Genomic DNA, 12,304 nt, shown 5'->3' on the forward strand with positions numbered 1-12,304 from the left:
GTAACTTACTTTCACAACTTTCGTTGTGTTGAAATGGTACGGGGTGAGAGACTTGAACTCTCACATCTTGCGATACTGGAACCTAAATCCAGCGCGTCTACCAATTCCGCCAACCCCGCATTATTCATACTACTCAGTTGTAATGGTGGCTACACCGGGATTTGAACCTGGGACCCCATCATTATGAGTGATGTGCTCTAACCAGCTGAGCTATGTAGCCTTTCCAACTCGCCTCTCAGCAAGTGGCGCGTATTATGCAAATCTGCTTAGCTTACGTCAACCGTTTTTTTCTAAAAAAGTAGACTTTTTATCTGTTTGCTTAAAGTCTCACCATTTTGCGCGTATTATACACGAAAATGGTGAACATTATGGTGAGTTTAGTAAAAATGAAATAAGCCTAGCAGGTTTATTTTACTCGTTCTTTCGCTTTTTCTTCTAAATGTTTTGAGTATTTTGCTATTTCAGCGATGTTAGCTGTTACTTCTTTTACCGATGTGTTGCCAATTACAAATTCACCGGTTTCTAAGGCCGAATTACTGGCTGAAAATACAAGTAAATTTTGTTCGTTACACATGATTTTATCGTATACATCTCGTAATTTAAGTTTATTTTGTTTTAGATACGACCGTAAACGACTTTTGTCGTTGGCTGCAACATATTCACAAATTCGTAATGAAATGTTGTCATCAGCATAAGTCATGGGGGCTAAAACGATTGAGTGAACTGCTAATACGCTAATTAAAATAATTTTTTTCATATTTAAGCCTTTCTAGTAAAGATAATAAGTAATTATTATCGGTAGTAGTATAATTTTAATGTGGCTATGTGCTTGCCAATTTAAGTTTGGTCTATTTTTTAATAATTACAAGAAAAGTAAAAAGGCTTATGAATGAATCCATAAGCCTTTTGTTGAGTTTTAAAAGGAGGGGGACTATTTATTAGACATTAAATCTAAAATGCACCACATCACCATCTTTAATCAGATAGTCTTTACCTTCTAAGCGCCATTTACCGGCGTCTTTGGCTCCAGACTCACCATTAAATTCGATAAAATGCTCATAGCTAATGACTTCAGCTCTGATAAAACCTTTTTCAAAGTCAGTATGAATAACGCCAGCAGCTTGCGGTGCAGTTGCGTTTTGCTTAACAGTCCACGCTCTTACTTCTTTTACACCAGCAGTGAAATAAGTTTGTAGATTCAATAAGCCGTAACCTGAATTGATTACTCTATTTAAGCCTGGCTCTTCTAAGCCCATTTCTGCCATGAATTCATCGCGATCTTCTTCATCCATTTCTGAAAGTTCGCCTTCAATTTCCGCACATACCGCTACTACAACAGCGCCTTCGACTTCAGCTATTTTATGGACGACATCAAGATATGGATTATTTTCAAAACCATCATCATTAACATTAGCGATATACATGGTAGGTTTTATTGTTAAAAAATTTAAATAAGCGACTGCAGCTTTTTCTTCTTTAGATAAATCTAAAGAACGTACCATATGACCGTCTTCTACATGCTTTAATATTTTTTCTAAAACAGGGAGCTCAAATTTAGCGTCGCTATCACCGCCTTTTGCGCGTTTAGCTTGTCGAGTAATGGCACGCTCAGCGGTATCCATATCTGCTAACGCAAGTTCGGTATTGATAACATCAATATCTTCAGCAGGGTCTATTTTATTGGCAACATGAATGATATTGTCATTTTCAAAACAGCGAACAACATGTCCTATTGCATCTGTTTCACGTATGTTGGCCAAAAATTTATTACCAAGACCTTCACCTTTAGAAGCACCCGCAACAAGGCCAGCAATATCAACAAATTCCATAGTTGTTGGTAGAACACGCTCAGGCTTTACAATTGCGGCTAATTTATCTAGTCGCGGATCAGGTACAGGTACTACACCTGTGTTAGGCTCAATGGTACAAAAAGGAAAGTTTGCGGCTTCAATACCCGCTTTAGTTAACGCGTTAAATAGAGTAGATTTACCAACGTTGGGCAAGCCAACAATACCACATTTGAAACCCATGATTATTACCTATAATTGTTACGCTCAGTGCTTATGCTTGAGCCTTAAATGAGTGTAAACGATTTTGTGCTTTCTTTAAGTCGTCTTTTTGCCATATATCAAAACAACGACTGGCTTCATCGATACTTTGTTCTATTAAATTTTGTTCATTTGCAGGGGCTTTACCTAAGACATGTCCTGTTACTCGGTCTCTGTGCCCAGGATGTCCGATGCCTATTCGCAAACGGTAGAATTCTTTATTATTTGCCATACAGGCAATAATGTCTCGTAATCCATTATGACCACCGTGGCCACCGCCTTGCTTAATTTTACATATACCAGGTTCCATATCTAGTTCATCATGTGCCACTAAGATGTCTTCGATAGGAATTCTAAAGAAATTTGCTAGGGGAGCGACAGCATGACCACTACGATTCATAAAAGTGGTAGGCACTAATAAGTGGACATTTTTACCGCCAATAAGTCCTTTACCGTATAGGCCGGAATATTTTTTTTCGGGTCTTAAAGTAATGTTATTTCGCGAGGCTAGTTCGTCGACGAACCAAACACCGGCATTGTGGCGGGTTTTTGTGTATTCGGGGCCTGGATTACCCAGGCCCACAACTAGTTGAATAGTCATTTAAGGAATAAACTTTAAATTATTCTTCAGTAGTTTCTTCTTCTGCTTCAGCGTCGTCAGCTTTGCCTTTAGGAGCATTCGCAGTTACAACAGCTAAGTCATGACTCTCACCTTTAGCTAGTTCATCAGATGTTACACCTTTTGGAAGAGCGACATCAGATAAATGAAGAGTTTGACCTACTTCTAAATCTGCAACATCTACTTCAATGAACTCTGGTAAGTTCTTTGGTAAACATGAAATAGCAATTTCAGAAACGTGATGTGCAACAATAGCGCCTTTCTTAACAACAGCTTCTTCATTAATGAAGTGAACTGGAACGTTAGTATGAACGGCATGAGATGCATCAATACGCATAAAATCTAAATGCATGATCACTTGTTTGAACGGATGACGTTGCATGTCTTTGATTAAACATTCAACAGGTTTTCCGTCAACATTTAATGTTAAAACGTGAGAGTAAAAAGCTTCTTCTTGTTGAGCACGGAATACTTTATTGTGTGCTAAAGTTAAAGAAACAGGCTCTTTGCCTTCACCGTAAAGGATTGCTGGAACTTTGTTCGCGTGACGTAGGCGGCGGCTCGCACCTTTCCCTAAATCAGTACGTACTTCAGCATCCAAAGTAAAAATATCAGTCATGGTTTTATACCTAATTTTAAATAAAAGTTGCGTTGTTTTTTGCGACCAAAAACAACAAGTAATACCTTTAAATACCTAGTGGGTTTAACTACCAGATAAAAAAGGCGCGCAATATTACCATTTCATTGATAACAATGCCAATAATTTAGAATACCTAAATGCAAAAAAGTAGCTAACATCGTTAAATATTAGCTACTTTTGTAATACGCTAGTTGATTAGAAATAAATTTTCTAACTTAATTATCAAACATCGCTGAAATAGATTCTTCGTTGCATACACGACGAATGGCTTCAGATAACATACCGCTTAATGTTAATTGGCGTACTATTTTCAGCTTTTTGATTTCTTCAGTTAAAGGAATAGAGTCTGTAACAACAACTTCATCAATGACTGAATCTTTAAGGTTTTGCGCAGCATTTCCAGATAAAACCGGATGAGTAGCATAAGCAAACACGCGTTTAGCGCCATGTTCTTTGAGCGCTTCTGCTGCTTTGGCTAATGTCCCGCCGGTGTCAATCATATCATCAACGATGAAGCAATCTCTACCTTCCACGTCACCAATAATATGCATAACTTGTGCAACGTTAGCTTTAGGGCGTCGTTTATCAATAATAGCTAAATCAGCATCATCTAATAACTTCGCTACTGCCCTTGCGCGAACAACACCACCAATATCTGGAGAAACAACCACAGGGTTTTCAATGTTCCTTGCCAGCATATCTTCAAGTAAAATTGGTGTACCAAAAACGTTATCGACAGGAACATCGAAAAAGCCTTGAATTTGTTCAGCGTGAAGGTCTACTGTTAGTACTCGGTCAACACCTACACTTGATAAGAAGTCAGCAACTACTTTTGCAGTAATAGGAACACGAGCACTACGCACTCGGCGATCTTGGCGAGCATAACCAAAATATGGCATAACTGCTGTAATGCGGCCAGCTGAAGCACGACGAAGTGCATCAATCATGACGATTAATTCCATTAAGTTATCATTGGTTGGCGCACAGGTAGACTGTATGATAAATACATCAGCACCACGTACATTTTCAGTTATTTCAACACTTATCTCGCCATCGCTAAAACTACCAACCTTGGCTTCGCCTAAGGTGATATATAGACGGTTCGCTATTTGTTTGGCCAGTTCAGGGGTGGCATTACCCGCAAAAATCTTCATGTCAGGCACAATCAGTTCCTCAGAAACTTATGACATTTAAATTACAACACAGTGATAAATTTAGTACAAATTATAACAATGCATTGGGTTGAGTATTACCAATAGTAGTTGGCAAACTTGATAATTCCTAATTTATTTTGGTGCGAAATTCAATGCAACCTTTGCTAATTGTGCATGCAAAGTTGATTGGTTAACACCTTGAGCTACAAACGATTCAATACCTTGCGGTAGTTTGGATTGAACGAGCACAGCCTCTTTTTGAGTGGTAAAACGTGAGAAAATACAAGCGCCAGTACCAGTCATACGAGACGGCGCGTATTCTACCAACCAAGTCAGTAGCTTGGCAACCTCAGGATAGCGATTTATTACCAGAGTTTGACAATCGTTTCGGCAACTTTCTACTTCAATATCATTACTACTTAATTTTACTGTATCTCTAGGAAGTTGAGGATCGTTAAAGATAGCGGCTGTTGATATATGGACATTAGGTTTAGTGATTAAATACCAGTATTCTTTAGGGTTAATAGCACTAAGCTTTTCTCCAACTCCTCGAGCTATAGCGGCATATCCATGAATAAAAATTGGTACATCAGCGCCGAGTGATAGTCCTAATTGAGCAAGAGTTGATAGTGGCAAATTAAGTTGCCAAAGTAAGTTTAATGCAAGTAATACCGTTGCAGCATTAGACGAACCTCCACCTAAACCTCCACCCATGGGCAATATTTTATCTATCTTTATATTAGCGCCTTGGCTACAGTTAGTGTGCTTTTTTAATAATAAAGCGGCTTTTACGATTAAGTTGTCTTTTGCTTCAACACCAGCAATTGGTGTAAGTAAATTAATTTCGCCTGATTGATTTATCGCGATTTCAATTTGATCGTTATAATCTAGAAACTGAAATAATGTTTCTAATTCGTGGTAGCCATCATCGCGTCGCCCAACAATATGTAAAAATAAATTTAATTTAGCTGGTGCAGGAAAAATATAAAAGGGTTCAGTCACATCAACCTCGTTAGAACATCCACTGATTAATTACTATTTTAATTGTTAACTGGTCTTGTTTTATTGTTAATTGTTTAGGCAAGGGGATATTGTTAACGTTAATATATTCTTTATATAAGATATCCCATGTTTGGTTATTATAACTCCCTATAATTGATTCGGGGAGCTGGGTTTTACTATGGTATGTGATCTTATCATTTACAGAAAAAGGTATCGCTTTAATCCAACTTTTAAGTGCTTGGGAAGGCAGTTGATAACCAGTAAGAGACATTAAAATATGATCAATATTGCTATTTTGATAGCTATTTCCATCAACTTCAATCGTATAAATACCTTCAGCAAGGTTAACTTCTAGTACATTTATGCCCAAATAAGTGGTTAAACTTAATTGCTCTGTATTTTTATTTGGGTTATTTTGCCAAAAAAGCGTCGCACTTTTTCTTTCTTTATCATCTAAAAAAGCAATTTTTCCATTTATTTGCCAATTGTTGATGGTAGTCAAATAATCCACTCTGTTTTCAAGGCTATAATTAGTTGGAAGTGATTGCTGATTTAATTTAGGCATACTACTGCAGCTTACTAAAAATGCTACTAAACACAGCGTAGTTAATTTAACCGCGAACATTGAGATTGATCGCTTATATATGTTTATAACGCAAGTTAGCGCTAATGCTGAAGAGTATCTACTTTCAATCATGATAAATATTTCGTAAAATTGCGCTATTGTTTAAATAATTAATAAATTTGTGTGTCGTTGTTGATCTTGTACACAATACGTTGATGTCGATTATATCGGTAACATGACACTTCTGTCATGCCTACATGATAATTAATCACTAATTAGGCTAAAAACTTTATATGTCCATTGTTGCTGTTGGTATAAATCATAAAACTGCGCCAGTTGCTGTTCGGGAAAGAATTTCATTTAATCCTGATCAGTTAAGCATGGCATTACAGGAAATGTTACAACACGTTCAATGCAAAGAAGCGGCTATTTTATCAACGTGTAATAGAACCGAATTATACTTAGTACAAGAAGGAGATATAGCATCAACTAAAGAAAGGGTTTTAAGGTGGTTAGAGCAACATCATAAGGTTCCTGCATCTACGATAAGTCCTAGTTTATATTGGCACAATGATCACAATGCTGTAAATCACATGATGCGTGTTGCTTGTGGCTTAGATTCGCTAGTTTTAGGTGAACCGCAAATTTTAGGGCAAATGAAACAAGCTTATAGTCAAGCAAAAGCCGCGGGTTCTATGTCTTTAGTCATGGACCGTTTATTTCAACGAACCTTTGGTGTTGCTAAACAAGTACGTACTGAAACCGAAATTGGTGCAAGTGCTGTATCTGTTGCATTTGCTTCTGTTAATTTAGCTAAGCACATTTTTGCGGATATTGAAAAAGCGAAAGTGTTACTGGTCGGTGCAGGTGAAACTATTGAACTAGTGGCTAAACACTTGTACGAAAATAAAGTGAATAAAATTACTGTTGCTAATCGCACTTTAACTCGGGCTGAAGGTATGGCTAAACAGATAGGCGCTGATGTAATCACCTTAGCGCAAATACCTGAGCGAATGGCAGACGCTGATATTGTTATTAGTTCTACCGCTAGTACTCTGCCTATTATTGGAAAAGGCATGGTAGAACAAGCATTAATTAAACGTAAGCATAGACCTATTTTTATGGTTGATTTGGCTGTACCTAGAGATATTGAAGAACAAGTCTCTGATCTAGACGATGTATTTTTATATACGGTAGATGATTTACAAAGTATTATTGCTAAAAATTTAGATAAACGTCGAAAAGCAGCTGTTCAGGCAGAATCTATCGTTACTAAACAAACAGATGGCTTTATGGCTTGGTTACGCGGACTTAATACGCAAGATACGGTGATTAGCTATCGTAACCAATGTATTGAAGAGCGTGATATTTTACTAGAAAAAGCGTTATTACAACTTAATACTGAAAAACCGCCAGAAGCAGTAATTGCAGAATTAGCAACTAAATTAACGAATAAGTTTATGCATGCGCCAACGAGTGCTATACAAAATGCAGCACAAGGCGGTGAACTTGATAAAATTGTTTACTTAAGAGAAATTTTTAATCTTGACCAATCTAATTAAGGTTTTCGCCTACTATAAGATTAATTGCAACTAGCGTTATTAATCTTTACACTGCCGTCAATTTATCATGTGATAATTGTTCAATGTATTGAATCTTTATCGCCCATAATTTTATCTATTTTAGTAAGTTAATTTAATGAATAATTCTGTTTATCAAAAGCTTGAAGGTTTAGTAGAACGCTTTGAAGAAGTTCAAGCTTTATTGTCTGATCCTGAGACCATATCAAATCAAGAAAAATTCCAAGCATTATCAAGAGAGTTTTCACAGTTAGAAGAGGTTACCCAAGCCTTTCATGCTTATCAAGGCGCCGAAGAAAACTTTGCGACAGCAGAAGAAATGCTAAAAGATGATGACCCTGATATGCGTGAAATGGCGCAAGAAGAGTATAAATCAGCGAAACAAGCTGTTGAAGACCTTACCCATGAATTACAAATTCTTTTACTGCCAAAAGATAAAAATGACGACAATAACTGTTTTGTTGAAATACGCGCAGGTGCTGGCGGTGATGAAGCTGCAATATTTGCTGGTGATTTGTTCCGTATGTATAGCCGTTATTGTGAAAAGCAAGGCTGGCGTATTGAAGTAATGAACATGAACGACAGTGAACAGGGCGGTTTTAAAGAAGTTATTTTTAAAATAGTGGGTAATAGTGTTTACGGTCAAATGAAATTTGAATCAGGTGGGCATCGAGTTCAACGCGTGCCAGAAACTGAATCTCAAGGGCGAGTCCATACATCTGCTTGTACTGTGGTTGTTATGCCTGAAATTCCTGAATCAGAAGCGATAGAAATTAATAAAGCTGATTTGAAAATTGACACTTTTAGAGCATCCGGTGCGGGTGGTCAGCATGTTAACAAAACTGATTCAGCTATTCGTATTACCCATATACCCACTGGGGTTGTGGTGGAATGTCAGGATCAACGTTCTCAACATAAAAATCGTGCGCAAGCTATGTCGGTTTTACAAGCTAGATTACAAGCTGCAGAAGATGAAAAACGTAGAAGCGAGGAAGAGTCGTCTCGTCGAAATCTAGTGGCTAGTGGTGACCGTTCTGAGAGAATTCGCACTTATAATTATCCACAAAGCCGAATGACAGATCATCGTATTAACCTTACACTTTATCGATTAGGTGAAATTATGGAAGGTAATTTACAGTTAATACTTGATCCAATATTACAAGAAAATCAAGCTGATTTACTTGCTGCATTAGCTGAACATCAATAGCTCTTAACTTGTACTATTCATCATAATATGATGGCAATTTCAACGATTAAAAAACTGATTCATTTGGGCGAGGTTACACTTGCCCAAATTTCTGATAGTGCCAAGCTTGATAGTCAAATTCTACTGAGTTTTGTTTTACAAAAACCGATCAGTTATTTTTATACTTGGCCTGATGAACAGGTTAGTCAAATACATGAAAAAACCTTTTTAGCATTATTAAATAGGCGAAGTAACTATGAGCCAATTGCTTACATAACTGGTGAAAAAGAGTTTTGGTCAATGATGTTTAAAGTTGCTCCTAGTACTCTTATTCCAAGACCTGATACCGAAGTTTTAGTAGAAACGGTATTAAAGCATCATAATAATGATAAGTTATTATGTTGCGATCTGGGAACCGGAAGTGGGGCTATTGCTCTAGCATTAGCTTCAGAGAGGCCTAGTTGGTTAATTGATGCGTTAGACTTTAATGTTGAAGCGGTCTATTTAGCACAAGAAAATGCAACAACATTAGGTTTCTCTGACGTAAATATTTATCAAAGTCATTGGTTTTCTCAAGTGTTATCACAAAAGCGTTTTGATATTATTGTCAGCAATCCACCTTATATTGATAAGGAGGATCCTCATTTAACCCAAGGTGATGTACAATACGAACCGTTATCGGCTTTAGTTGCTGATGATAAAGGAATGAAAGATATTCAAAATATTGCACAACAGGGGCGTAATTATTTAAAAGCAAATGGTATGATATATTTCGAGCATGGGTATAACCAAGGTATGCAGGTGCGAGACTTATTACTTGATTTAGGTTACCAGAATATTGAGACTGTTATGGATTATAATGGGAATGAACGAGTTACTTTTGGTCGTATATAAATTATCCCAGTAATACCTTTAATAATAACTAAAAATGAAGAGAGTAGTAACACATGTTTAAACATTTACATATGACACTAGCTGTTATCAGTGTTTTATTATTTACAATAAGATTTATTTGGACATTAATTGATTCACAACAATTATCAAAAAAGTGGGTTAAAATTACTCCGCATATTATTGATACATTATTGCTAGTCTTGGGTATTGTAATGGCCGTGAAATTGGCAATTAACCCATTAGAACAACTTTGGTTAGGTGAAAAAATTCTAGCAGTTATCGCGTATATATTTACAGGCTACTACACATTAAAATTAGCAAGGAACCGTATGTTACAAGTCATTGGTTTCTTAGGCTCTATTGGTTGGATTATGCTTGTGTTTCGAATTGCGATGACAAAAGAAAATATTATCTTTTAGCGTTTATTACCTTTAAATTTCTAAATTCTCCCTTATATAGGGAGAATACCTTTTCCAATTACTACAGATAAGTTGTTGCTATTTTTATCCTATGAATGATTTGTTGTTATCTGAAATTAATGCTCCGCGTCGATCTTTATTGAATCAACTTTCATTACTTGAAACGTCTATTTTTGGTCAATCTACTGATATTAATAAAGCGTTAGCACCTTTAATTGATAGTTGTTCACTTGCTATGAATGATCATGAAAATTCCATGGATAGAGCGGAAGTTTTTATTAACGAAATTTTTATTTCACAACTTTTGATTGATAATTCGCGTGCTCTATGGCCCGTGTTATCGTATCGAATTGCTGAAAGTGTTAATTTTAAAGTGATTGCACCGGTAGTAAAAGCTGCTGTAATCCAGTATGTGGCAAATAAATGTGAATTAGAAACAGAGATCGTTTATTTACCTGAAAAAGTGATGATACGAATTTTATGTGATGATATATATTCAATTATTTTTGATCCCATCACTGGAGAATCTCTTAATTGGCAAGAATTAGAACAAGGCTTAGATGATCTGGGCGGTGACCCAAGTCGAATGCAGTTAATACCCATGGAGCAAGAATCTATTGTTGTGGAGTATTTAACTGGGTTGAAAAACAGCCTAATTAATGAAAGTAGCTTCGAAAAAGCGTTGAAATGTGTTGATTTGTTATTATCTATGCGCCCTGATGACCCTTTCGAGAGAAGGGATAGAGGTTTTTTATTACATCAATTGGATTGTTTTAAAGTCGCATACGACGATTACCAGTACTTTGTTGCGCAATGCCCTAAAGATCCCGCGGCCCAATTATTAAAATTACAACTTGATAATATCTCAGTAAAAGATACCGTATTACATTAAATAATAAAAAGAACATGGAGATTATATGACTGATGCACCATCAGAGGCGCTAATCCATAGCCCAATGCTTACCAATGACGCTACAATTTTAGGAATTCTTGCCATTATGCTAGGGGCTGTATTTTATACAGCACAAAGTGGCCATTCTTTTTGGAAAAAGTTTTATAGTATAGTACCAGCTGTACTTGTTTGTTATTTTCTCCCTTCTTTACTTAATACCTTTGGCGTTGTTGATGGTGAACAATCTAAATTATACCATGTTGCCTCGCGTTATTTACTTCCTGCCTGTTTAGTCTTATTAACCCTGAGTGTTGATTTAAAAGCGATAGCAAGATTAGGTAATAAAGCCATTATTTTATTCTTAACAGGGACTGTAGGTATTGTTATTGGTGGGCCAATTGCTTTATTAACCGTTTCTGCATTTGTACCTGAGCTTATTGGCGTTGATGGCCCAGAAGCTGTATGGCGCGGCATGACAACGGTTGCGGGTAGCTGGATTGGTGGCGGGGCTAACCAAGCATCAATGAAAGAAATTTATGGCGCCGGCGACCAGATATTTTCAGCAATGGTAACTGTTGATGTTATTGTGGCAAATTTATGGATGGCAGTGTTACTTATTATGGCAAGTAATGCTAAAACAATAGATGCTAAATCAGGAGCTGATGTTTCTGCTATTGCTGATTTAAAAGAAAAGGTTGAACAATTTCATGCAAAACATGGTCGTATTGCAACTTTACCTGACTTAATGATTATAGTGGCTGTAGGCTTAGGCGTAACAGGATTTGCACATTTATTTGCTGATATTGTCACGCCATTTTTTGTTGAAAATTACCCTGATAGTGCTCGATTTAGTTTTCATAGTAAGTTCTTTTGGTTAATTGTTTTTGCTAGTACTGTTGGGGTATTTTTATCATTTACTAAAGCGAGAAAATTAGAAGGAGCGGGAGCTTCTAAAGTAGGCTCTGCATTTTTATATATTCTTATTGCGACTATCGGCATGAAAATGGATGTACGTATGATTGTTGATGCGCCAATATACTTTATTATTGGTGCTTTATGGATGATTGTGCATGCTAGTTTGATGTTGATCGTTGCTAAACTTATTAAAGCGCCACTTTTCTATATGGCAGTTGGAAGCCAAGCTAATGTTGGTGGGGCAGCATCAGCACCTATCGTTGCGAGTGCATTTCATCCATCGTTAGCACCTGTTGGTGTTTTACTTGCCGTACTTGGTTATACTTTAGGTACGTATATGGCATGGTTTTGCGGACAAATATTACAAGTTATCGGTTAAAAAGCTGGTAA

Annotated in this window: 13 protein-coding genes and 2 tRNA genes; 6 read left to right on the plus strand and 9 right to left on the minus strand. The window is 36.7% G+C overall.

Annotation, left to right across the window (positions count from 1 at the left end; translation table 11 throughout):
- Positions 1-34: 34 nt before the first annotated feature.
- From IE155_RS06360 to lolB, 9 genes are all read right to left on the minus strand, one after another.
- Positions 35-119, minus strand: a tRNA-Leu gene (locus tag IE155_RS06360).
- Between the two features lie 24 nt (positions 120-143).
- A tRNA-Met gene (locus IE155_RS06365) sits at positions 144-220 on the minus strand.
- A gap of 186 nt (positions 221-406) precedes the next feature.
- Complete coding sequence (locus IE155_RS06370; protein ID WP_189377402.1) at positions 407-757, minus strand: DUF3718 domain-containing protein; 351 nt, start codon at positions 755-757, stop codon at positions 407-409.
- 181 nt (positions 758-938) lie between these two features.
- Positions 939-2,030 (minus strand): redox-regulated ATPase YchF, encoded by a 1,092-nt coding sequence (gene ychF / locus IE155_RS06375; RefSeq protein ID WP_189377403.1) that lies wholly within the window; start codon positions 2,028-2,030, stop codon positions 939-941.
- A 31-nt stretch (positions 2,031-2,061) separates the two neighbouring features.
- On the minus strand, positions 2,062-2,649 hold the full coding sequence (pth, locus tag IE155_RS06380) for an aminoacyl-tRNA hydrolase (protein WP_189377404.1): 588 nt from the start codon (positions 2,647-2,649) through the stop codon (positions 2,062-2,064).
- A 19-nt stretch (positions 2,650-2,668) separates the two neighbouring features.
- Positions 2,669-3,286 (minus strand): 50S ribosomal protein L25/general stress protein Ctc, encoded by a 618-nt coding sequence (locus IE155_RS06385; protein WP_189377405.1) that lies wholly within the window; start codon positions 3,284-3,286, stop codon positions 2,669-2,671.
- Positions 3,287-3,522: 236 nt separating this feature from the next.
- Positions 3,523-4,470, minus strand: coding sequence for a ribose-phosphate pyrophosphokinase (locus IE155_RS06390; RefSeq protein ID WP_189377406.1), 948 nt, complete (start codon positions 4,468-4,470; stop codon positions 3,523-3,525).
- A 123-nt stretch (positions 4,471-4,593) separates the two neighbouring features.
- A complete protein-coding gene (ispE, locus tag IE155_RS06395) occupies positions 4,594-5,463 on the minus strand; it encodes a 4-(cytidine 5'-diphospho)-2-C-methyl-D-erythritol kinase (RefSeq protein ID WP_229817093.1) in 870 nt (289 codons plus the stop codon).
- Between the two features lie 10 nt (positions 5,464-5,473).
- On the minus strand, positions 5,474-6,160 hold the full coding sequence (lolB, locus tag IE155_RS06400) for a lipoprotein insertase outer membrane protein LolB (RefSeq protein ID WP_308433813.1): 687 nt from the start codon (positions 6,158-6,160) through the stop codon (positions 5,474-5,476).
- Between the two features lie 161 nt (positions 6,161-6,321).
- Between lolB and hemA the strand changes: the two genes are divergently transcribed.
- The 6 genes from hemA (at position 6,322) to IE155_RS06430 (ending at position 12,293) form a co-directional block, all read left to right on the plus strand.
- Entirely contained in the window at positions 6,322-7,590 is a 1,269-nt protein-coding gene (gene hemA, locus IE155_RS06405; RefSeq protein WP_189377408.1) for a glutamyl-tRNA reductase, read from the plus strand.
- Positions 7,591-7,726: 136 nt separating this feature from the next.
- Positions 7,727-8,815 carry a peptide chain release factor 1 gene (gene prfA, locus IE155_RS06410; protein ID WP_189377409.1) on the plus strand — a complete coding sequence of 363 codons (1,089 nt, stop codon included), beginning with the start codon at positions 7,727-7,729 and terminating at the stop codon, positions 8,813-8,815.
- Positions 8,816-8,842: 27 nt separating this feature from the next.
- Entirely contained in the window at positions 8,843-9,688 is an 846-nt protein-coding gene (gene prmC, locus IE155_RS06415; protein WP_308433814.1) for a peptide chain release factor N(5)-glutamine methyltransferase, read from the plus strand.
- Positions 9,689-9,741: 53 nt separating this feature from the next.
- On the plus strand, positions 9,742-10,107 hold the full coding sequence (locus tag IE155_RS06420) for a SirB2 family protein (RefSeq protein WP_189377411.1): 366 nt from the start codon (positions 9,742-9,744) through the stop codon (positions 10,105-10,107).
- 91 nt (positions 10,108-10,198) lie between these two features.
- Positions 10,199-10,999, plus strand: coding sequence for a tetratricopeptide repeat protein (locus IE155_RS06425; RefSeq protein WP_189377412.1), 801 nt, complete (start codon positions 10,199-10,201; stop codon positions 10,997-10,999).
- Positions 11,000-11,024: 25 nt separating this feature from the next.
- Positions 11,025-12,293, plus strand: a complete 1,269-nt coding sequence (locus tag IE155_RS06430; RefSeq protein ID WP_189377413.1) for a DUF819 family protein — start codon at positions 11,025-11,027, stop codon at positions 12,291-12,293.
- Positions 12,294-12,304: the final 11 nt, after the last annotated feature.

It is taken from the genome of Thalassotalea profundi, assembly GCF_014653195.1.
In the GTDB taxonomy this organism is placed as follows: Bacteria; Pseudomonadota; Gammaproteobacteria; order Enterobacterales; family Alteromonadaceae; genus Thalassotalea_B; species Thalassotalea_B profundi.

Coding starts and splice junctions, on each gene's coding strand:
- IE155_RS06370 (WP_189377402.1), bottom strand. CDS start 757: ATGAAAAAAATTATTTTAATTAGCGTATTAGCAGTTCACTCAATCGTT.
- ychF (WP_189377403.1), bottom strand. CDS start 2,030: ATGGGTTTCAAATGTGGTATTGTTGGCTTGCCCAACGTTGGTAAATCT.
- pth (WP_189377404.1), bottom strand. CDS start 2,649: ATGACTATTCAACTAGTTGTGGGCCTGGGTAATCCAGGCCCCGAATAC.
- IE155_RS06385 (WP_189377405.1), bottom strand. CDS start 3,286: ATGACTGATATTTTTACTTTGGATGCTGAAGTACGTACTGATTTAGGG.
- lolB (WP_308433813.1), bottom strand. CDS start 6,160: ATGATTGAAAGTAGATACTCTTCAGCATTAGCGCTAACTTGCGTTATA.
- hemA (WP_189377408.1), top strand. CDS start 6,322: ATGTCCATTGTTGCTGTTGGTATAAATCATAAAACTGCGCCAGTTGCT.
- prfA (WP_189377409.1), top strand. CDS start 7,727: ATGAATAATTCTGTTTATCAAAAGCTTGAAGGTTTAGTAGAACGCTTT.
- prmC (WP_308433814.1), top strand. CDS start 8,843: ATGATGGCAATTTCAACGATTAAAAAACTGATTCATTTGGGCGAGGTT.
- IE155_RS06420 (WP_189377411.1), top strand. CDS start 9,742: ATGTTTAAACATTTACATATGACACTAGCTGTTATCAGTGTTTTATTA.
- IE155_RS06425 (WP_189377412.1), top strand. CDS start 10,199: ATGAATGATTTGTTGTTATCTGAAATTAATGCTCCGCGTCGATCTTTA.
- IE155_RS06430 (WP_189377413.1), top strand. CDS start 11,025: ATGACTGATGCACCATCAGAGGCGCTAATCCATAGCCCAATGCTTACC.